Origin of the sequence: Halomonas lysinitropha (assembly GCF_902500215.1) — a bacterium.
GTDB lineage: Bacteria > Pseudomonadota > Gammaproteobacteria > Pseudomonadales > Halomonadaceae > Halomonas > Halomonas lysinitropha.
In genome coordinates this window covers 26,768-45,470 of the sequence record NZ_CABVOU010000041.1, presented here as the reverse complement: position 1 = coordinate 45,470, position 18,703 = coordinate 26,768, and the positions used below count along the sequence as shown (strand labels likewise).

Genomic DNA, 18,703 nt, shown 5'->3' with positions numbered 1-18,703 from the left:
GTCGAATTTCCACAACCGTCACTCCCCTCATGATCTGGGTGTCGAGAGGCGGTCGAGGCGCAGTCGCTGGCGGCCGTCGAAGAGTCGCCGACTCCCCGCCGCCACCGCGGCCAGGGTGCCGAAGCCGGTTCCCAGGGTAATGGTGAACATCACGAGTATCTGGTACTTCACCGCCAGGGCGGGCGGGCTGCCGGCAAGGATCTGGCCGGTCATCATGCCGGGGAGGCTGACCACCCCGGCGGCGGCCATGGCGTTGATCATCGGCATCAGGCCGCTGCGCATGGCCTCACGACGAATGTCCCCGATGGCCTCCTGCCAGCGCTGGCCGAGCATCAGCCGGTTCTCGATCACCGCCCGCTGTCGCCAGGCGGTGTCGGTGAGGCGATCCAGCGCCAGGGCCACCCCGGTCATGGTGTTGCCGAGCATCATGCCCAGCAGCGGGATGGCGTACTGCGGCCGATACCAGGGCTCGGAGCCAATGATCACGGTGAGCGTCAGCACGGTCACCGTAAACGACGACACGAACATCGCCACCGTGCCGATACCGAAGGCCCAGCCGCCGATCAGCCGTCGCTTCTGGCGGGCCATGACCTCGCGCCCGGCGATCAGCAGCATGGTAAAGGCCATCAGCGCCACCCAGAGCAGGCGCTCGGCGGCGAACAGCGCTTCGAGTACCAGGCCGATCAGGGCCAACTGGATCACGGTACGCGCCGCGGCAATCAGCAGGCTGCGGCTCATCCCCAAGCGCATGGCAGCCGTGCAGCCAGCGAGCGCCACCACCATCAGCGCCGCCAGGGCCAGCTGCCACCAGGTCAACTCGATCACGTCCATGTCGGCACCTGACTAAGCTCGGCCCCATCGATATGCCAGTGGTGGTTCGCCACCCGGGCGATCTGGGCAGCATCGTGGGCTACCCAGAGTGTCGGCCAGCCTCTCTCGCGGATTCGCTCGTTCAGCCAGGCCTCCACCCGGCGGGTGGTGGCCTCATCAAGGTTGGCGGTGGGCTCATCGAGCAACAGTGCCGAGGGCTCGCGGCTGATCGCCCGCAGCAGGGCCAGGCGCTGCTTCTCCCCGGAGGAGAGCCTGGCCACCTGCCAGTTCAGCACCTCGGGGGTGAAGCCCAGCACCTCGAGATCGGCGGGGTCGGCTTGCGGCAGGTGCTCGCCCACATGGTCTGCCCACCAATGGCTTTCTGCCGGCACCAGCATCACCCGTGCGCGCCACTCGTGGGCCGGCAACGACGCCTGGGCAACATCGCCCAGCCATGCCTCGCCATCATGGGGCTCAAGATCCGCCACGGCGCGCAGCAGCCGGCTTTTACCGGAGCCGCTGGGCCCCGACAAGCAGTGAACCTCGCCGGGAGCGACGATAAGGCTCACCTCGGCAAGCTCGCCGATGGCAAGCCGCTCCAGGCGCAGGGCATCGGTGGTGGGCAAGGCAACCTCCAGGCAGAAAGGTATGGCGCGATGGTAGCAGCTTGCGCTTGCCGGGGAGTGCGACATGGCGTCGTCAACACCGCGTCATCTCACCGCCATTTCACTGACTTACCACTGTCACAGCTGGCTTCCAGGATACCCCTGCGTTCCATTTCCCATGACGAAGGTGGTATCCCATGCAGATCCTGACTCGCTCCCTGATCGCCGGCGGCGTGGCCGTCGCCGTTCTCTCTGTCGGCATGACCCAGGCCCAGGCACAGTTCACCCTCAGCGATCGCTACACCGATGCCGATGGTGACCTGGTGGCCGATATCCCCGAGGACGAGAGCCAGTGGCTCGACCCGGGCACCCTGGTGTTTGCCTATACCCCGGTGGAAGACCCCGCCGTCTACGCCGAGGTATGGGACGGCTTCCTCGAGCACATGGAGGAGGTCACCGGCAAGAGGGTGCAGTTCTTCCCGGTCCAGTCCAATTCCGCCCAGATCGAGGCGATGCGCGCCGGACGCCTGCACATCGCCGGTTTCAATACCGGTTCCAACCCCCTGGCCGTGGCCTGTGCGGGCTATCGTCCCTTTACCATGATGGCCGCCGAGGACGGCAGCTTCGGTTACGAGATGGAAATCATCACCCACCCGGGTTCCGGCATCGAGGAGGTCGAGGATATCCGCGGCCGCACCCTGACTCACACCTCCGAGACCTCCAACTCCGGCTTCAAGGCGCCCACGGCCCTGATGGCGTCCGAGTTCGGCATGGCGTCCGGCGAGGACTACGAAGTCGACTTCTCCGGCAAGCACGACAACTCCGTGCTAGGGGTGGCCAACCAGGACTATGCGGTCGCTACCGTGGCCAACTCGGTGAAGAACCGCATGATCGACCGCGACGTGATCGACGCCGACCAACTCGAGGTGATCTACCAGTCGGATACCTTCCCCACCACCAGCTATGGCACCGTCCATAACCTGACACCCGAGCTGCAGGAGGCGATCCAGGAGGCCTTCTTCAGCTTCGAGTGGGAAGGCAGCGCGCTGGCCGAGGAGTTCGGTCGTAACGGTGAGGAACAGTTCATCCCCATCACCTTCAAGCAGCACTGGGCGGTCATCCGCCAGATCGATGAGGCCAACGGCGTCGAATACGACTGCAACTGAGCTTCATGCCAAGGAGGGCGCGGGCGCGGCATATCGCCCGCGTCTTCGCGTAGGTGAGATATAGGGGAGAACCTGCCAAGTGCTTACCATCGACCAGCTAACCAAGACCTATACGGGCGGCGACACCGCACTGCGTGAGGTGACCTTCCGGGTGCCGCGGGGCCAGGTCGTGGGCCTGATCGGCCCCTCGGGAGCAGGCAAGTCGACGTTGATTCGCTGCATCAACCGCCTGGTGGAGCCCTCCAGCGGCGCGATTCGCCTGGGCGAGACCGATCTGGTCAACCTGGGCGGCCGCGAGCTGCGCCAGGCGCGACGCCGCATCGGCATGATCTTCCAGGAGTACGCCCTGGTGGAGCGCCTGACCGTGATGGAGAACGTGCTCTCCGGGCGACTGGGCTATGTCGCCTTCTGGCGCAGCTTCACGCGGCGCTTCCCGGGCCGGGACATCGAGAATGCCTATCGCCTCCTCGATCGTGTGGGGCTGCTAGAGCACGCCGACAAGCGGGCCGACGCCCTTTCCGGCGGCCAGCGCCAGCGGGTGGGCATCGCTCGCGCCCTGGCCCAGGAGCCCGAACTGTTGCTGGTGGACGAGCCCACGGCAAGCCTCGATCCCAAGACCAGCCGCCAGATCATGCGGCTGATCACCGAGATCTGCGCCGAGCGCCAGCTGCCGGCCATCGTCAACATCCACGATGTGCCGCTGGCCCAGCAGTTCGTCGATCGCCTGGTGGGGCTGCGTGCCGGCCAGGTGGTATTCGATAATGCCCCGGACCGTCTCGACGAGGAGACACTCACCGAGATCTACGGTGCCGAGGACTGGACCGCCACCGACCAGGACGACGAGGAGCCTGACTTCGCCAGCCAGGCACAGGGCTCGTTGCGACTGGTAGGGACGGCGATATGACGGCAAGCACGTCCTATCCGCGCCGCTGGCGGCGACCGCCTCAGCTGGTCAAGACCCGGCGCTGGCGGCTGCTGCTTCCGCTTCTTCTGCTGGGCTACCTGATACTGGCGCTAAGTTCGCTGGAAATCGACGCCGGCCGTGTTGTCGAGGGGCTGTCGCGCGGCGCCCGCTTCGTCCAGGGTTTCCTGCAGCCGGACTTCACCAGCCGCTGGCAGGATATCCGCCAGGGTCTGATCGAGAGCTTGACCATGACGCTGACCGCCACCGTGGTGGGCGTGCTGGTCTCGGTGCCCATCGGTATCGGGGCGGCGCGAAATCTCTCGCCGCGCGCCGTCTATCTGGTGTGTCGCTCGATCGTTGCCGTCAGCCGCTCGCTGCAGGAGATCATCATCGCCATCTTCCTGGTGGCGATGTTCGGCTTCGGTCCCTTCGCCGGCTTTCTTACCCTGGCCTTCGCCTCCATCGGCTTCGTGGCCAAGCTGCTCGCCGACGACATCGAGGAGGCCAGCGCCAGCCAGATCGAGGCGATCCGCGCCACCGGGGCCAGCAGGTGGCAGTTGATCCACTACGCCGTTCAGCCCCAGGTCATGCCGCGGTTGATCGGTCTGTCGCTCTACCGACTGGACATCAACTTCCGCGAAAGTGCGGTGATCGGCATCGTCGGTGCCGGCGGCATCGGCGCCACCCTCAACACCGCCATCGACCGCTACGAGTACGACAGTGCCGGCGCCATCCTGCTGCTTGTCATCGCCATCGTCATGCTCTCGGAGTATGGCTCCAGCCACCTCAGGAAGTATCTGCAATGAGCGCTCTCGATACTCGCCCCGGCGAGCCCCCCCACTATTCGCAGGTCTGGACCTTTCGCACGCCTCGCGCCCGGCTGGCGCTGTGGGTGGGCTGGGTGGCCCTGGTGGCGCTCTTTGTATGGTGCTGGCAGTTGATGAACGAGAACACCCTGTGGATCTTCGTCACCGATGCACCGAGCCAGGCCGCCGACATCGGCAGCCGCATGTTCCCGCCCCGACTGGCCTACCTGCCCGAGCTGCTGATGCCGCTGTGGGATACCCTCAACATCGCCACCCTAGGCACGATGGGTGGCGTCATCCTGGCGGTCCCGGTGGCCTTCCTGGCGGCGCGCAACACCACACCCTCGGCGCTGCTGGTTCGCCCGGTGGCGCTGTTCATCATCGTGACGTCGCGTTCGATCAACTCGCTGATCTGGGCGCTGCTGCTGGTGGCGATCATCGGCCCGGGGCTGCTGGCCGGCATCGTTGCCATCGCCCTGCGCTCCATCGGCTTTGTCGGCAAGCTGCTGTACGAGGCCATCGAGGAGACCGACGCGCGCCAGGTGGAAGCCGTGACCGCTACCGGCGCCGCTCGATCCCAGGTGATCCACTACGGCATCGTGCCCCAGGTGCTGCCCGCCTTCTGGGGCATCTCGATGTTTCGCTGGGACATCAACATCCGCGAGAGCACCATCCTGGGGCTGGTCGGCGCCGGCGGCATCGGCATGAAGCTGCAGTCCTCCATCGACACCCTGGCCTGGTCCCAGGTGGCGACCATCCTGATCGTGATCCTGGGCACGGTGGTGGTCAGCGAGACCGTCTCGGCACGGGTGCGACAAGCGTTGATCTGAGTCGCCATCCTGTCCCGACACATGGTCATCCCCGCCAAATGGCTTTAACATATGAAAATCCATATATTATGCCCGGCGAGAGGACGTGTCCATGACCCCACACCAGGAATCCCAGTCACCCAGCACGGCGGAGGGCATGGGGCGCTTCGAACGCTTTCTCTCGCTTTGGGTAGCGTTGGCCATTGTTGCCGGGGTGCTGCTTGGACAGTTCGCACCAGCAATTCCCGACGCGCTGTCGCGTTTCGAGTACGCCCAGGTATCGATCCCGGTGGCCATCCTGATCTGGGCGATGATCTTTCCCATGATGGCGCAGATCGACTTCACCGCCGTACTCGGCGTGCGCCGCCAGCCCAGGGGGCTGATTATCACCACCACGGTGAACTGGCTGATCAAGCCCTTCACCATGTTTGCCATCGCCTGGTTCTTCCTGACGGTGGTGTTCCAGCCGCTGATCCCTGCGGATCTCGCCAGCCAGTACCTGGCCGGCGCCATCCTGCTGGGCGCCGCGCCCTGTACCGCCATGGTCTTCGTGTGGAGCTACCTGACCCGAGGCGATGCCGCCTATACCCTGGTGCAGGTTTCGCTCAACGATTTGATCATGCTGTTCGCCTTCGCCCCCATCGTGGTCTTCCTGCTCGACGTCTCCAACATTCAGGTGCCCTGGAACACCGTGGCACTGTCAGTGGTCCTCTACATCGTGATTCCGCTCGCCGCCGGCTATCTGACGCGGCGTACGCTGATCTCTCGCCACGGCAGCGAGTGGTACGACAACGTCTTCATGAGACGCATCGGCCCGATAACCCCGGCCGGGCTTATCCTGACGCTGGTGCTGCTGTTCGCCTTCCAGGGGGAGGTGATCCTCGAGGCGCCACTGCATATCGTGCTGATCGCCGTTCCGCTGATCATTCAGACCTTCTTTATCTTCTTTATCGCCTACGGCTGGGCCAAGGCGTGGAAGGTGCCCCACAACGTCGCCGCCCCCGGGGCGATGATCGGTGCCAGCAACTTCTTCGAGCTGGCCGTCGCCGCCGCCATCTCGTTGTTCGGCCTGCAATCCGGCGCCGCCCTGGCCACGGTGGTAGGCGTACTGGTGGAGGTGCCATTGATGCTTGCCCTGGTGCGCATCGCCAACAAGACGCGTCACCACTTTCCCGATGCCAGCACGGAACCTCGCTAAGCCATGACCATCGAGGTGACCCCTCGGGCCCGTGAGTGGCTCAACAAGAAGGGAGGCGTCGCCACGGTGCGACTATCGCCCCGCCGCGGTTGCTGCGGCGGCAGGGCCGATATCGCGGTGGCCGAGGCCAGGCCGCCAGACTCACCCGAACGCTATGTGCGCCTCGAGTTCGAGGACATGACGCTCTACGTCGATCCGACGCTGGTCGACCAGGGGCTGACCCTCGATGCCGAGGGCTTCCTCGGCCTCAAGCACCTCTTCGTGGAGGGCGCTCCCTTGACGCGGTAGGTTTTGATCTACTTCTTGCCTTGGGGCCCCTTGCCGGCGAGGATCCATGAATGACTCCGACCCTAGTGCACCGCCACCCGCTGGCCGTCATCGTGCTTGCCCAGCTCTGCGGCACCTCGCTGTGGTTCTCCGTCAACGGCGTGGGGCTGTCGCTGTCGCGTGACCTGGGTCTCTCCGAAGCGGACCTGGGCCGATTGACGCTCACCGTGCAGGCAGGCTTCATCACCGGCACCCTGTTCATCGCCACCACCGGCCTGGCCGATCGTTTCCGCGCCAGCCGTATCTTCGCCACTGCCTGCCTGGCCGGTGCCCTGGTCAATGCCGGCTTCGTGCTGGTGGCCGACCAGATGACCCTGGCACTCACGCTGCGTTTCTTCACCGGGCTGTGCCTGGCCGGCATCTATCCGCTGGGCATGAAGCTGGTCATCGGCTGGACACCCCGATACACCGGCGCGGCACTCGCCTGGCTGGTGGGCATGCTCACCCTGGGTACCGCCCTGCCTCATCTTCTTCGCGGCTCTACCCTGGGCTTGCCCTGGGAGTGGTCGCTGCTGGGTGCTTCCATCCTGGCTCTACTCGGCGGGATGGGCATTTTCGTCCTGGGGGATGGCCCACATCTGCCACCGTCAAGCGGCAAAGCACGGCTGCTCGACGGGCTGGCCGCCTTGCGGGAGCCCCGTTTCCGCGCCGTGGCCGGCGGCTACTTCGGCCACTGTTGGGAACTCTACGCCTTCTGGACGCTCGCCCCCTTCCTGGTTGCCCGGGAAGTAGCGCGGCTCGGCGCTCCCGAGGCCTGGATTCCCTGGCTGTCGTTTACCGTCATCGCGCTGGGGATGGCCGGCTGCGTAGGTGGCGGGCAGTTAAGCCGCCGGCTGGGCAGCCTCTGGGTGGCGCGCCGGGCCCTGGCCGCTTCCGGGCTGATCTGCCTGGTCTACCCGCTGATCGGCTGGCTGCCCCCAGGGCTGCTGCTTGGCCTACTCGTCCTGTGGGGGCTGACCGTGATTGCCGACTCGCCACAGTTCTCGGCGCTGGCGGCGGCCAGCGCGCCGCGCGAGCGAGTGGGCTCGACCCTGGCGGTGATGAACGCCGTGGGCTTCGCCCTGACCGTGCCGGCCATTTACCTCACCACCGCCCTGTGGGAGTTGCAGGGCGCCTGGGTGCTGTGGTGGCTGCTGCCGGGGCCGATTATCGGCCTCTGGGTATTGCGTCCTCTTTCGACATGCAAAACCGCACCAGAAGGCGACCTACCCTGAACCGTCACCAGGCCCTGAGCTTGATATGTATCACGGTGACGATGCCAGTGATGTGCTATACCAAGGACCACACCTTCGAGATCATTTCCTTATCATAACGAGAATTTCACCATGCCATCTCGCGACGTCGTCATCTGCCAGCCCGTACGTACCGCCATCGGCACCTACGCCGGCAGCCTCAAGGACACCCTCGCCACGGACCTGGGGGCGCGGGTCATTCAGGAAACCCTGTCTCGATCCGGCTTGGCCCCCGACAAGGTCCAGTCGCTGATCATGGGGCACGTCATCCAGGCAGGCTGCCGGATGAACTCCGGTCGCCAAGCCGGCATCGCCGGCGGGCTGCCGGTGGAGGTCCCGGCGCTCACTGTCAACCGCGTCTGTGGCTCCGGCGCCCAGGCGGTGGCCAATGCCGCCATGGAGATCTGGAGCGGCATGGCCGACTGCGCCATCGCCGGCGGCATGGAGAACATGGACCGCGCCCCCTATGTGCTTCCCCAGGGCCGATGGGGGGCGCGCATGGGTGACGTGACCATGTTCGACAGCATGCTGCTCGACGGGCTGAACGACGCCTTCAGCAACAAGCACGCCGGCTGGCATACCGAGGACCTGGTCAGCCGCTACAGCATCTCCCGGGACGACCAGGACGCCTGGGCGCTACGCTCCCAGCTCAATTTCTCGAAGGCCCAGGAAGCCGGCCACTTCGACGCCGAGATCGCTCCCGTGGAGCTCACCACGCGCAAGGGCACCACTACGTTCGCTCGCGACGAGCACAACCGCGGCGACACCACCGCCGAATCCCTCGCGAAGCTCAAGCCCGCCTTCCGCAAGGACGGCACCATCACCGCGGGTAATGCGCCGGGACTGAACAGCGGTGCCTCGGCGATGATCGTCGCCGAGCGCGACTGGGCCGACAAGCAGGGCCTCGCCCCCATGGCCCGACTCGTGGCCTTCGGCGTCGGCGCCGTGGATCCTGACTACTTCGGCATCGGCCCGGTGCCGGCGGTCAAGCAGGCCCTCGAACGCGCCGGCTGGTCGGTGAGCGACCTGGATCGTGTGGAGATCAACGAGGCCTTCGCCGCCATCGCCCTGGCCTGCCAGCGCGAACTCGGCCTGCCGGAAGAGATCGTCAACGTCGAGGGCGGTGCCATCGCCCACGGCCATCCCATCGGCGCCAGTGGCGCGGTGCTGACCACCCGCCTGCTGCATGCCATGCAACGCAATGGCGAGCGCCGCGGCATCGTCACCCTGTGTATCGGTGGCGGGCAGGGCATCGCCCTGGCGCTGGAACGTCTGTGAGCCGAGCTGTCACGAAGACGCCGCAACGCTCGGCGCCTTGCGTCGAGTCTGCCTGGTGGGAGCATCACCGCGAGCTGCAGCGCTTCCTGATCCGCCACTGCGGCGACCGAGAAGACGCAGACGACCTCTTGCAGCGTGTCTATGCCAAAGCGCTGATACATCGCGACCAGTTCTGTGAGCTGAGAAAACCGCGCGCTTGGCTTTTCCGCGTGGCCCGCAATCAATGGATCGACGATCAGCGCCGCACCGGGCAGCTGATTGACGGCAACCCGCCCGAAATGCCGGCGGACAATACTCCGCCGGCACCACTGGGTAGCCTCGCCGACTGCATCGCTCGAGCCCTTCCCCACCTGTCGCAGGAGGATCAAGACATCCTGCAGCGCTGCGATCTCGAAGGGAACAGACAGGCAGACTATGCCCAAAACCATAGTTTAGGCCTTCCGGCCACCAAGGCGCGGCTACGCCGGGCACGGCAACGGCTGCGTGAACGGCTGATCGAGCAGTGTGACATCGTCTTCGACGCCGAGGGCCACGTCTGCTGCCACAAGGCCGAAGAGCTGAGGGACCTCTCTTAGAGCACCGGCCAGTTCGAAAAACGCTGGGTGAGTATCTTTTTGCCGACTCCTGCGTCTTCTGATTAGCGACACTCATGAGACAGGAGTCAAAGACATGCTGGAGGTCTTTACCGGGTTGGCCGACTGGCTGGTCTACGGGTTGGCCGGTCTGGATCCCGAGAGCAAGCTCGGCACCTCGCTACACTTCTTCGTCGAAGACACCACCAAGATCTTCGCGCTGCTGGTGGTGATGATCTATATCATCGCGCTGATGCGCGCTTCCCTGAACCTGGAGCGCGTTCGCCATTATATCCAGCAGAAACCCCGCCTGGCGGGCTATGGCCTGGGCGCCGGCTTCGGCGCCATCACGCCCTTCTGCTCCTGCTCGAGCATCCCGCTGTTTCTGGGCTTCACCAGCGCCGGTATTCCACTGGGCATCACCATGGCCTTCCTGTTCACCTCGCCGATCATCAACGAGGTGGCGGTGATCATGCTGTGGAGCCTGCTGGGCTGGGAGTTCACTATGGTCTATGTCGTGATCGGCATGGCGGTGGGCATCGGCGGCGGCATGGTGCTCGATGCCATCAAGGGCGAGCGCTGGCTGAAGGATTTCGCCGCCAAGGCCTACCAGCAGGCCGCCGAAACGCCCCAAGGTGACGAGACCGCCCCCGAAGCTCCCTTCCTCACCCTGAAGGACCGCCACGACTTTGCCCGGGACGAGCTCAAGGAGATCGTCGGGCGGATCTGGAAATGGGTGATCATCGGCGTCGGCCTGGGCGCTGCCCTTCACGGCTTCGTGCCGGATGGCTGGTTCGCCGACCACCTCGGCAGCGGCCAGTGGTGGAACGTCCCGGCAGCCGTATTTGCCGGTCTCCCCCTGTATTCCAACGCCACCGGCGTCATTCCGGTGATGGAGAGCCTGATCCTCAAGGGCCTGCCGGTGGGTACAACCCTGGCCTTCTGCATGAGCACCGTGGCGGCCAGCTTTCCCGAATTCATCATGCTCAAGCAGGTCATGCAGTGGCGTCTGCTGGCCACCATCTTCGTCATCCTGCTGGCCAACTTCATGATCGTTGGTTGGCTGATCAACCTGCTGAGCCCCTGGCTGTTCAGCGGTTTTCACTAAACGGAAAGGAGCAAGACATGAAGAAGATCGAGGTTCTGGGCACCGGCTGCAAGAAGTGCGTCAACACCGCCGAGGAATTCCAGGCGGTAGCCAGTGAGCTGGGCATCGAGGTCGAGGTGGAAAAGGTGACCGATCCGGCCAGCATCATGGGCTACAAGGTCATGTCGACGCCTGGTGTGGCCATCGACGGCAAGCTCGTTCATAGCGGCAGCGTGCCGAACCGCGACAAGATCGAGACCATGCTGAAGGCGTGAGCGCAGCATGTTGGCCGAGAAGCCGAGCAACAAACCCAACTTGGCTACATCGCCGTCATGTGCACAGTAAAACTGTTCTTCGTCGTTGGGTTATGACCTCCACGACGAGGGGAAGCATGGTTTGGATGGCGCCGCATGCGCATCAGCAACCTCCGTATTCGAGCGCTTCGGAAACGGGGGTCTGAAATGATGGGCCTGCCTTGATTAGCCTTAAATGACCGAGCTCCAGCGGCCAGCATCGCCGCTGGCCGCTGAATTTACGGGGCTTTCTCAGGTTAGCCGTCAGTTCTAATGGGCCTGCTGGTAGGCTTCCAGGGCCTGAGCCAGGATCTCACGAGCCTCGCTGGCATCGCCGAAACCGTTGAGTTCGATGTCACCACCGTCCGGCAGGTCCTTGTAGACGCGGAAGAACGCGTTCAGGCGCTCGACTTCCATGCCCGGCAGATCGTCCATGCCATCGATATCGGCGTAGGTAGGATCGACGTCATCGGCGGGAACCGCGATGATCTTGTCGTCGGCCTCGCCGTCATCGATCATGCGCAGCACGCCGATCGGCTTCACCTTGATCACCGCGCCGGGGTAGATGGCGTCACGCGTGATCACCAGGGCATCCAGCGGGTCGCCATCGCCGCCGGCCGAGCTGGTGATCGAACCATAGTTCGCCGGATAGCGCACTGGCATCGACACATAGCGGTCGACGATCAGCTGACCCTGGTCGGCATTGATCTCGTACTTGGTAAAGCCACCGGCGGGTATTTCATTGACCACATGGAAGGTCGCTGGCGCGTCCTCGGTCTGTGGGTAGTCGAATACGTTCTGGGCCTGGGCGGCTGTGGTGCTAAGCAGGCTGGCTGCTATCAGCGGCAGGACGGCAGGTTTGATCATGAGATTACCTCCGATGCTGAAAGGGTTCGTTGATACGCTTCCAACCTAGCCAGCTTCCATGAACCCTCGATGACAGTGACACGACATCGTGATGTCCAAGTCAGACGGATGCAGCCCCATGCGCGATTGGATGGAACGTCGACAATCCTGGATCTATCTGACCTGCATCCTGGCGGGCCTGGCCAGCGGGCTGAGTCATCCCGATACAGCAGCGCGGCTGGAAGCCTTCCTCTGGCCACTGCTCGGTGCTCTGCTCTATGCCACCTTCACCCAGGTTCCGCTGACGCGGATCGGTCAGGGCCTCAAGGATTGGCGTTTCCTGGCGGCCCTGATGCTCGGCAACTTCGCGGTGATTCCCCTGGTGCTGGGCGGACTGATGGCCATGATGCCCGTGTCGACGGCCGTGCAGGCCGGCGTACTGCTGGTGCTGCTCGTCCCCTGTACCGACTGGTTTATCAGCTTCACCCACCTGGGCAAGGGCGACACCGGCCGGGCGATCGCCGCCACACCGGTGCTGTTGCTGGTGCAGTTGCTGGCCTTGCCCGCCTATCTCTGGCTCTTCCTGGGCGCGGAGTGGTTTCAGGCCGCGATCAGCCGCCACCTGCTCAACGCCTTTGCGGGTTTGATCCTTACTCCCCTGGCCCTGGCCTGGGTGACCGAGCGTCTGGCCGAGCGCAGCCTCAATGCCAGACGGCTGGTGCATGGCCTGGGTATACTGCCCGTGCCATTGCTCGCACTGGTTGTCTTTGTCATCGCGGCATCACAGGTAACGACGGTGGCCGGCCTCAGCGGAGTGTTGATGCAGGTATTGCTGATCTTCATCGGCTACCTGGTCTTCGCCGCCTTACTGGGCAAGACGCTCGGGGGGCTTTTCCGGCTACCGACACGTTCCGCCAGGACCCTGACCTTCAGCTTCGGCACGCGCAACTCCTTCGTGGTACTGCCCATCGCCTTGACCCTGCCCGAGGCCTGGCACGCTGCCGTGGTGGTCATCGTCTTCCAGTCGCTGGTCGAGCTGTTCGGCATGGTGGCCTACCTGAACTGGGTGCCGAGCAAATTGATTCCGGATACCCTCCCCCCCAGCGAGACGGCTCCGTGATACCTCTTGGCCGTATTCATCCACATGAGCAGCATTATGGAAGATATGTCACCCGTCATGCTCGGGTTCCTGGGTAGTCTCGTCGCCGGCTCGATGACGGCCATCGGGGCACTTCCCGTCCTGATCAGCAAGACGCCCAATCGCGGTATCCGCGATCTGGCGCTCGGTTTCGCCGCGGGTGTCATGCTGGCGGCGTCCTTCTTTTCCCTGATCATCCCCTCCCTGGATGCCTCTGAGCTGCGCTATGGCGGTACCGTCGTGCCTGCCGCTATTGCCTGTGCGGCCATACTGATGGGGATGGGGCTGATCGCCCTGCTGAACGAGCGACTTCCCCACGAGCATTTCGAGCAGGGGCGTGAAGGGCCGGAGGCGGCATCGCTTCGCCGCGTCTGGCTGTTCATCATTGCCATCACGATCCACAACCTGCCAGAGGGCCTGGCCGTCGGCGTGGCCTTCGGTGCGGGAGGCCGCGAGGGAGGATTACCGCTTGCCCTCGGCATCGGCCTCCAGAACATGCCGGAAGGCCTGGCAGTGGCGGTAGCGCTACTCGGGGAGGGCTATTCACGCTGGCGATCGTGGATCATTGCCTCCCTTACCGGACTGGTCGAACCGCTGGGTGGTCTTCTGGGGGCGGGCGTCGTCAGCATGTCACAGGTTCTGCTTCCCTGGGGGCTGGCCTTCGCCGCCGGCGCGATGCTCTATGTCATCAGCCACGAGATCATTCCCGAGACCCACCGCAGTGGTCACCAGAACAAGGCAACCCTGGGCCTCTCGGTAGGCTTGGTGCTGATGCTGTTCCTGGATGTTTCGCTGGGCTAGTACGTGGGCACTCATAAGACGCCATCCCCGTCCGGTGAGAGCCCCCAGGGCATTCTCGCCGTCCCAAGGGAGCGTGACGCCACCATGGCCTTGGCGCTCATGGAGCGCTTCCACGACTGGCTGGCCTCCATGACCTTGACAATGGGTGATGAGCCGCCTGAAAGAGGCTCAATCGTCAACCAGCCCAGCGGCCCGCAACCGCGCCTTCAGGCGCTGGTTCTCCTCGATCAGATCGGTCGCCAGAGCGGCAAGCTCGGGCGCAGCCTCGAAGTCACGCTCCAGTTGACACATGCGTCGAGCACGGGTCAGGTCATGACTGGTAAAGCGCCAGCTCGCCACATAGGGTGAACCGTCGGCCAGCAGGCCGCTCTCTATGCGCTCGATGACCCAGTCGGTGTCTACCGCGCAGGCCCTCGCCAGATCCTCGAGAGTGAGGGTCGCCTCGTCGATGAGTTCACCGCTGACGGTACGCTGCTGAGCCATGGCCTAGCCTCCTCTCCGTTGGCGCGGGTCGAAAGCGAGCTCATGCGCCATGGTTTCATAGAGCTCCCTTGCCTTGTCGGTATCGGCCGGGGGCAGCACCACCTCGAGTTCCACGTAGAGATCCCCCGGTTCCGGTCCGGGGATACCACGACCCTTCAGGCGCAATCGACGACCGGTCTGTGACCCGGCCGGTACCTTGAGCTTTATCACGCCCGACGGGGTCGGGGTCTCGATGCTGGCACCCAGAGCGGCTTCCCAGGGCGCCACCGGCACCGTTTGATAGACATCGCGCCCCTCGACTCGATAACGCTTGTCCGGCGTGAAGTGAATCTCCAGGTACAGATCCCCCCGCCGGGCCACCTCCCATGCCCGGACTGCCCTGGCCGGCGAGCCGGATATGCTGGTCCTCCTTCACCCCACGGGGAATGCGCACGTTGAGGCTGTGATCCCGGGAGACCACGCGCCCCTGCGCGTCGACCTCGGGCACTTGCAAGGTGATCGTCCGGCTCGCGCCCTGGAAGGCATCAGCCAGGTCAATGAAGACCTTGGCGTGACGATCCTCACCGCGCATCTGATAGGCGCGCCTTCCCGGGCCTGATCGGCCACCCTGGCCAAACAGGTTGGCAAAGAAGTCACTGAACTCTCCGAGATCGGCCTCCTCGAAACCGCGACCGCTGTATTCGAAGCCTGCATCCCAGTCCGGCGGAGGCTGGAAGTCCTGGCCCGAGCGGTACTGCTCGGCCAACTGGTCATAGGCGAGACGCTTCTCCGGATCGGTCAGCACCGCCTTGGCCTCGTTGATTTCCTGCATCCGCTGTTCGGCTTCGGGCTCCTTGCTGACATCGGGATGATACTTGCGGGCCAGCTTGCGATAGGCCTTCTTGATGTCCTCGGTGGTCGCAGTCTTCGTCACACCGAGTACCTGGTAGTAATCCTTGAATTCCACGTGTGAACACTCCGGCAAACGCCATGATCCTCCAGAAGCGCAATGACGCAGCTACCGCTCGTGACAGGATCCAGCAGGTTGCTTCAAGGCTAGTCGAAATGGTAGCAGGCGGGGGAGAGCGAGTCGGCCGATGAAAAGACAGGAAACGCCGAGGGCGTCTCAGCACATCGCCAGACGACGCTCGGGCCGGTTGCCCATGTTGGATAGGCGAACCTGAAGGCTCGAGAGGCGCTCGTTCTGACCCTTCTCGGCGGCCAGAAGAACCTCGCTGATCCAGTCCGGCAGCGCATCTGAGAGGCGATAGTAGACCCACTGGCCCTCGCGACGATCGCTGAGCAGGCCGCAGTTGCGCAGCTGAGCCAGGTGCCGCGACACCTTGGGCTGGGATTCCTGCAGGGCGTGGGTCATCTCGCAGACGCAAAGCTCCTCCTCGCGGCGAATCAGCAGCGTCAGCATCAGGCGCGTCTCGTCGCCCAGGCACTTGAACAGTCTTGCGGGGTCGAGCGGGGTCAAGAGCTATCCTCTCGCGGTAAAAAAATAAAAAACTCATGTTACGCCAAAGCCTGAACGGCCGACAGCGGCACCTGGTCGTGTTATGCCGATGCGATGCACTTCAGGCAGTGGCCTCCCGCGGCAGCGCCAGGGCCATCAGGGCGCTGGCTGCCACCAGGGCCGAGGAGATCCACAGGCAGGCCGCGAGTCCGTGGACCTGATAGACCCAACCGGAGAGCAAGGTACCCAGCAGGCGCCCCATGGCATTGGCCATGTAATAGAAGCCGACGTCCATGGAGACACCATCGGCCCGTGCGTAGTGGACGATCAGGTAGCTGTGCCAGCTGGAGTTGATGGCAAACAGCACGCCGAAGACCAGCAGCCCTGCCACCAACCAGCCCACCTCGGCGAGGGGCAACATCGCCAGCATCGCCGGCAGGCCGGCCAGCGCCAGCGCCCAGAACGCCGTGACGGCCCGGGGGCCGCTCTTGATCAGACCGGTCAGGCGAGGCGCCTGGGTCTGCACGCCACCGTAGCCGATCACCCAGATGGCCAGCAGGCCGCCCACCGTCCAGTGGCTCCAGCCGTGCTGGTCATAGAGGAATACCGGCAGGGCCACCACGAACCAGACGTCCCGGGAGGCGAACAGGCACAGCCGCGCCGCGGAAAGCACGTTGATGGCGCGTGACTTGGAGAACACCTCGGTGAACTTCGGCTTGCGCTTCTGACGGCCAAGATCCGCCCGAAGCCGCCAGAGCGACAGCCCCAGCACCACCATGAGCATCACGGCCATGATCACCATGGCGCCACGGAATCCGATCAGCGTCAGCAGCACACCGCCGAGGAAGAAGCCGGCGCCCTTGAGCGCATTCTTGGAGCCGGTAAGGATCGCCACCCAGCGGTAGAGCGCGCTCCGGGCGCTGACACTGTCCTTGGGCACCAGCACCTTGACCGCGCTCTTGGCACTCATCTTGTTGAGGTCCTTGGCGATGCCCGAGAGCGCCTGGGCCGCCATCACCCAGGGTACGGTCAAGGCCGCGGAAGGCACCATCAGCATCGTCAGGGCCAGGACCTGCAGTGCCAGGCCGGCATTCATGGTGCGGTTGAGACCCAGGCGCGCCCCCAGCCAGCCTCCCACCAGGTTAGTGACCACGCCGAAGGCCTCGTAGAAGAGGAACAGCATGGCCACTTCCAGTGGCGAGTAGCCCAGCTGATGGAAATGCAGCACCACCAGCATGCGCAGGGCGCCGTCGGTCAGGGTAAAGGCCCAGTAGTTGCCGGTAATCAGCAGGTACTGACGTACCTCGAAGGGCAGCGCCTTCAGGCGTGCGACAGGCGATTCAACCACGACTCACCTTGAGCGCCAATTCGGCGGTGCGGTTAGCGTAGCCCCACTCGTTGTCGTACCAGGCATAGAGCTTGAGCTGGGTACCATTGACCACCATGGTCGAGAGCGCATCGATAATCGCGCTGCGCGGGTCGGTGCGGTAGTCGATGGAGACCAGCGGACGCTCCTCATAGCCCAGGATGCCGTAAAGCTCACCCTCGGCGGCGGCCTTCAGCGCCGCATTGACCTCCTCCACCGTCACCTCGCGTTCCAGCTCGAACACCATGTCGGTCAGCGAGGCGTTGGCCAGGGGCACCCGCACGGCGTGGCCGTTGAGCTTGCCGGTCAACTCCGGGAAGATTTCGGTGATCGCCTTGGCCGAGCCCGTGGTGGTGGGAATCAGGCTCATGCCGCAGGCCCGGGCCCGACGTAAGTCCTTGTGGGGCGCATCCAGGATCGTCTGGGTATTGGTGATATCGTGCACCGTGGTCATGGAACCGTGACGAATGCCGTAGGTTTCGTGGATCACCTTGATGACGGGCGCCAGGCAGTTGGTGGTACAGCTCGCCGCGGTGACGATGCGATGGGCCTCGGGATCGTACCTGTCATCGTTGACGCCGACCACCACGTTGAGCACCGCCTCTTCCTTGATCGGCGCACTGACCACCACGCGCTCGACGCCCTGGTCGAGATAGGCCTGGAGTGCGTCGCTGCCCTTCATCTTGCCGGAGCACTCGATGGCCACCTGGCAGCCGGACCAGTCGCTCTCTGCCAGTGCCTTGTGCGCGCTGAAGGCGATACGCCGGCCATCGATCACCAGAGCGTCGTCTCCCGCCTGAAGGCCCTGCCCCGGCGACCAGTGGCCGTGAACCGAGTCGAACTCGAGCAGGTGGGCGAAGGTGGCAGCGTCGCCGCCCGGATCATTGATGCGCACCAGTTCGACCTCGCCGGCCTCCACGCGAGGCCAGAGGCTGCGCAGCACCAGACGACCGATGCGGCCAAAGCCGTTGATGCCGATTCGTACTGTCATGATGTCCCCTAGAGAAGAAGTAAAACACGCGATGTGATGAACAAGAGAGCGCTCCCCGACATCTTCAGCGCTGAATGTCGTCCCGCGCCTTGATCTGCAGCCACAGCGAAAGGCGACGACGGATCTCCTGCAGGGCCTGTTCGTAGGCATCGGCTCGACCGATCAGGCGCGGGTCACGGATGTCCCAGTAGATGTGCTCGTCGCTGGTGCCCTGCCAGTCGCGGCATGCCTGCTGGGCCTTGTCGCATAGCACAATGACGGCATGGAAATGTTCGCCGGTGAAATCCTCCAGCGACTTGCTGGCCAGACCCTCGGTGGAAATTCCCTGTTTCTCCAACGCCTCAAGGGTCAGCGCAGCGGGCTCATCGGGTTCGCTGCCCGCGCTGAGGGCCTCGAACTTGTCGCCGGCCAAGTGGCGCAACATCGCCTCGCCCATCAACGAGCGGGCGGAATTGGCATTGCAGAGGAAAAGCACGCGCTGTTTGTCCATGGGGTGGCTCCTTGCTATATATGACTTTTCATATATAACAATGGTAAATGTCAATCTCATGAC

The 18,703-nt window shown here is 64.2% G+C and carries 22 protein-coding genes and 1 pseudogene; 13 read left to right on the top strand and 10 right to left on the bottom strand.

The genetic code is table 11. The features are described from left to right. Nucleotides 1–27: 27 nt before the first annotated feature. Nucleotides 28–831, bottom strand: coding sequence for an ABC transporter permease (locus HALO32_RS14485; protein WP_151444616.1), 804 nt, complete (start codon nucleotides 829–831; stop codon nucleotides 28–30). Continuing rightward, nucleotides 822–1,436: an ABC transporter ATP-binding protein gene (locus HALO32_RS14480; protein ID WP_225810056.1), complete on the bottom strand. Its 615-nt coding sequence runs from the start codon at nucleotides 1,434–1,436 to the stop codon at nucleotides 822–824. Before HALO32_RS14480 ends, HALO32_RS14485 begins: the two co-directional genes overlap by 10 nt. Before the next feature lie 176 nt (nucleotides 1,437–1,612). Here HALO32_RS14480 and phnD point away from each other — a divergent pair, with 176 nt between their 5' ends. From phnD to HALO32_RS14425, 11 genes are all read left to right on the top strand, one after another. After that, nucleotides 1,613–2,581, top strand: coding sequence for a phosphate/phosphite/phosphonate ABC transporter substrate-binding protein (phnD, locus tag HALO32_RS14475; protein ID WP_151444614.1), 969 nt, complete (start codon nucleotides 1,613–1,615; stop codon nucleotides 2,579–2,581). A 79-nt stretch (nucleotides 2,582–2,660) separates the two neighbouring features. Further along, nucleotides 2,661–3,485 (top strand): phosphonate ABC transporter ATP-binding protein, encoded by an 825-nt coding sequence (phnC, locus tag HALO32_RS14470; protein WP_151444613.1) that lies wholly within the window; start codon nucleotides 2,661–2,663, stop codon nucleotides 3,483–3,485. Then, the gene (gene phnE / locus HALO32_RS14465) at nucleotides 3,482–4,291 is read left to right on the top strand and encodes a phosphonate ABC transporter, permease protein PhnE (protein ID WP_151444612.1); all 810 of its coding nucleotides are present in this window, start codon (nucleotides 3,482–3,484) and stop codon (nucleotides 4,289–4,291) included. Before phnC ends, phnE (HALO32_RS14465) begins: the two co-directional genes overlap by 4 nt. Beyond that, nucleotides 4,288–5,121 carry a phosphonate ABC transporter, permease protein PhnE gene (gene phnE / locus HALO32_RS14460; protein ID WP_151444611.1) on the top strand — a complete coding sequence of 278 codons (834 nt, stop codon included), beginning with the start codon at nucleotides 4,288–4,290 and terminating at the stop codon, nucleotides 5,119–5,121. Before phnE (HALO32_RS14465) ends, phnE (HALO32_RS14460) begins: the two co-directional genes overlap by 4 nt. A gap of 91 nt (nucleotides 5,122–5,212) precedes the next feature. Further along, the gene (arsB, locus tag HALO32_RS14455; RefSeq protein ID WP_151444610.1) at nucleotides 5,213–6,298 is read left to right on the top strand and encodes an ACR3 family arsenite efflux transporter; all 1,086 of its coding nucleotides are present in this window, start codon (nucleotides 5,213–5,215) and stop codon (nucleotides 6,296–6,298) included. Between the two features lie 3 nt (nucleotides 6,299–6,301). Beyond that, a complete protein-coding gene (locus tag HALO32_RS14450; protein ID WP_151444609.1) occupies nucleotides 6,302–6,586 on the top strand; it encodes a CC/Se motif family (seleno)protein in 285 nt (94 codons plus the stop codon). A gap of 50 nt (nucleotides 6,587–6,636) precedes the next feature. Further along, nucleotides 6,637–7,839 (top strand): MFS transporter, encoded by a 1,203-nt coding sequence (locus tag HALO32_RS14445; protein ID WP_151444608.1) that lies wholly within the window; start codon nucleotides 6,637–6,639, stop codon nucleotides 7,837–7,839. Nucleotides 7,840–7,950: 111 nt separating this feature from the next. Next, nucleotides 7,951–9,135, top strand: a complete 1,185-nt coding sequence (locus tag HALO32_RS14440) for a thiolase family protein (RefSeq protein ID WP_151444607.1) — start codon at nucleotides 7,951–7,953, stop codon at nucleotides 9,133–9,135. Then, the gene (locus tag HALO32_RS14435) at nucleotides 9,132–9,710 is read left to right on the top strand and encodes a sigma-70 family RNA polymerase sigma factor (RefSeq protein WP_192576522.1); all 579 of its coding nucleotides are present in this window, start codon (nucleotides 9,132–9,134) and stop codon (nucleotides 9,708–9,710) included. The genes HALO32_RS14440 and HALO32_RS14435 overlap by 4 nt, the downstream gene beginning before the upstream one ends. 94 nt (nucleotides 9,711–9,804) lie before the next feature. Continuing rightward, the gene (locus tag HALO32_RS14430) at nucleotides 9,805–10,815 is read left to right on the top strand and encodes a permease (RefSeq protein ID WP_151444605.1); all 1,011 of its coding nucleotides are present in this window, start codon (nucleotides 9,805–9,807) and stop codon (nucleotides 10,813–10,815) included. 17 nt (nucleotides 10,816–10,832) lie between these two features. Next, on the top strand, nucleotides 10,833–11,069 hold the full coding sequence (locus HALO32_RS14425) for a thioredoxin family protein (protein ID WP_151444604.1): 237 nt from the start codon (nucleotides 10,833–10,835) through the stop codon (nucleotides 11,067–11,069). A gap of 288 nt (nucleotides 11,070–11,357) precedes the next feature. Here HALO32_RS14425 and HALO32_RS14420 read toward each other — a convergent pair whose 3' ends face one another. Then, nucleotides 11,358–11,954, bottom strand: a complete 597-nt coding sequence (locus tag HALO32_RS14420) for an inorganic diphosphatase (protein WP_151444603.1) — start codon at nucleotides 11,952–11,954, stop codon at nucleotides 11,358–11,360. A gap of 118 nt (nucleotides 11,955–12,072) precedes the next feature. Here HALO32_RS14420 and HALO32_RS14415 point away from each other — a divergent pair, with 118 nt between their 5' ends. Both HALO32_RS14415 and HALO32_RS14410 read left to right on the top strand, forming a co-directional pair. Continuing rightward, complete coding sequence (locus HALO32_RS14415; RefSeq protein WP_151444602.1) at nucleotides 12,073–13,053, top strand: arsenic resistance protein; 981 nt, start codon at nucleotides 12,073–12,075, stop codon at nucleotides 13,051–13,053. 36 nt (nucleotides 13,054–13,089) lie between these two features. Next, nucleotides 13,090–13,872 (top strand): ZIP family metal transporter, encoded by a 783-nt coding sequence (locus HALO32_RS14410; protein WP_151444601.1) that lies wholly within the window; start codon nucleotides 13,090–13,092, stop codon nucleotides 13,870–13,872. Nucleotides 13,873–14,040: 168 nt separating this feature from the next. On the opposite strand, the gene HALO32_RS14405 is transcribed toward HALO32_RS14410, so the two are convergent. The 7 genes and pseudogenes from HALO32_RS14405 to HALO32_RS14380 form a co-directional block, all read right to left on the bottom strand. Beyond that, nucleotides 14,041–14,355: a chaperone modulator CbpM gene (locus HALO32_RS14405; protein WP_151444600.1), complete on the bottom strand. Its 315-nt coding sequence runs from the start codon at nucleotides 14,353–14,355 to the stop codon at nucleotides 14,041–14,043. Between the two features lie 3 nt (nucleotides 14,356–14,358). After that, a complete protein-coding gene (locus tag HALO32_RS18250; protein WP_267902499.1) occupies nucleotides 14,359–14,715 on the bottom strand; it encodes a DnaJ C-terminal domain-containing protein in 357 nt (118 codons plus the stop codon). A 58-nt stretch (nucleotides 14,716–14,773) separates the two neighbouring features. Beyond that, a pseudogene (locus tag HALO32_RS18245) lies at nucleotides 14,774–15,268 on the bottom strand (DnaJ domain-containing protein); the annotation flags it as partial. Between the two features lie 192 nt (nucleotides 15,269–15,460). Continuing rightward, entirely contained in the window at nucleotides 15,461–15,757 is a 297-nt protein-coding gene (locus tag HALO32_RS14395) for a metalloregulator ArsR/SmtB family transcription factor (RefSeq protein ID WP_233279921.1), read from the bottom strand. A gap of 157 nt (nucleotides 15,758–15,914) precedes the next feature. Further along, the gene (gene arsJ, locus HALO32_RS14390; RefSeq protein ID WP_151444598.1) at nucleotides 15,915–17,141 is read right to left on the bottom strand and encodes an organoarsenical effux MFS transporter ArsJ; all 1,227 of its coding nucleotides are present in this window, start codon (nucleotides 17,139–17,141) and stop codon (nucleotides 15,915–15,917) included. Further along, complete coding sequence (locus tag HALO32_RS14385; protein WP_151444597.1) at nucleotides 17,134–18,150, bottom strand: ArsJ-associated glyceraldehyde-3-phosphate dehydrogenase; 1,017 nt, start codon at nucleotides 18,148–18,150, stop codon at nucleotides 17,134–17,136. Before HALO32_RS14385 ends, arsJ begins: the two co-directional genes overlap by 8 nt. Before the next feature lie 64 nt (nucleotides 18,151–18,214). After that, a complete protein-coding gene (locus HALO32_RS14380) occupies nucleotides 18,215–18,640 on the bottom strand; it encodes an arsenate reductase ArsC (protein ID WP_151444596.1) in 426 nt (141 codons plus the stop codon). Between the last annotated feature and the right edge of the window lie 63 nt (nucleotides 18,641–18,703).

What these genes read in the sequence shown, in the direction of transcription:
- HALO32_RS14380 (WP_151444596.1), bottom strand. Translation starts at nt 18,640, where the DNA reads ATGGACAAACAGCGCGTGCTTTTCCTCTGCAATGCCAATTCCGCCCGC.
- HALO32_RS14450 (WP_151444609.1), top strand. Translation starts at nt 6,302, where the DNA reads ATGACCATCGAGGTGACCCCTCGGGCCCGTGAGTGGCTCAACAAGAAG.
- HALO32_RS14430 (WP_151444605.1), top strand. Translation starts at nt 9,805, where the DNA reads ATGCTGGAGGTCTTTACCGGGTTGGCCGACTGGCTGGTCTACGGGTTG.
- HALO32_RS14385 (WP_151444597.1), bottom strand. Translation starts at nt 18,150, where the DNA reads ATGACAGTACGAATCGGCATCAACGGCTTTGGCCGCATCGGTCGTCTG.
- HALO32_RS14440 (WP_151444607.1), top strand. Translation starts at nt 7,951, where the DNA reads ATGCCATCTCGCGACGTCGTCATCTGCCAGCCCGTACGTACCGCCATC.
- phnE (WP_151444611.1), top strand. Translation starts at nt 4,288, where the DNA reads ATGAGCGCTCTCGATACTCGCCCCGGCGAGCCCCCCCACTATTCGCAG.
- HALO32_RS14405 (WP_151444600.1), bottom strand. Translation starts at nt 14,355, where the DNA reads ATGGCTCAGCAGCGTACCGTCAGCGGTGAACTCATCGACGAGGCGACC.
- HALO32_RS14410 (WP_151444601.1), top strand. Translation starts at nt 13,090, where the DNA reads ATGGAAGATATGTCACCCGTCATGCTCGGGTTCCTGGGTAGTCTCGTC.
- HALO32_RS14395 (WP_233279921.1), bottom strand. Translation starts at nt 15,757, where the DNA reads ATGCTGACGCTGCTGATTCGCCGCGAGGAGGAGCTTTGCGTCTGCGAG.
- HALO32_RS14425 (WP_151444604.1), top strand. Translation starts at nt 10,833, where the DNA reads ATGAAGAAGATCGAGGTTCTGGGCACCGGCTGCAAGAAGTGCGTCAAC.
- phnE (WP_151444612.1), top strand. Translation starts at nt 3,482, where the DNA reads ATGACGGCAAGCACGTCCTATCCGCGCCGCTGGCGGCGACCGCCTCAG.
- HALO32_RS14485 (WP_151444616.1), bottom strand. Translation starts at nt 831, where the DNA reads ATGGACGTGATCGAGTTGACCTGGTGGCAGCTGGCCCTGGCGGCGCTG.
- HALO32_RS14445 (WP_151444608.1), top strand. Translation starts at nt 6,637, where the DNA reads ATGACTCCGACCCTAGTGCACCGCCACCCGCTGGCCGTCATCGTGCTT.
- arsB (WP_151444610.1), top strand. Translation starts at nt 5,213, where the DNA reads ATGACCCCACACCAGGAATCCCAGTCACCCAGCACGGCGGAGGGCATG.
- HALO32_RS14415 (WP_151444602.1), top strand. Translation starts at nt 12,073, where the DNA reads ATGCGCGATTGGATGGAACGTCGACAATCCTGGATCTATCTGACCTGC.
- HALO32_RS14420 (WP_151444603.1), bottom strand. Translation starts at nt 11,954, where the DNA reads ATGATCAAACCTGCCGTCCTGCCGCTGATAGCAGCCAGCCTGCTTAGC.
- phnD (WP_151444614.1), top strand. Translation starts at nt 1,613, where the DNA reads ATGCAGATCCTGACTCGCTCCCTGATCGCCGGCGGCGTGGCCGTCGCC.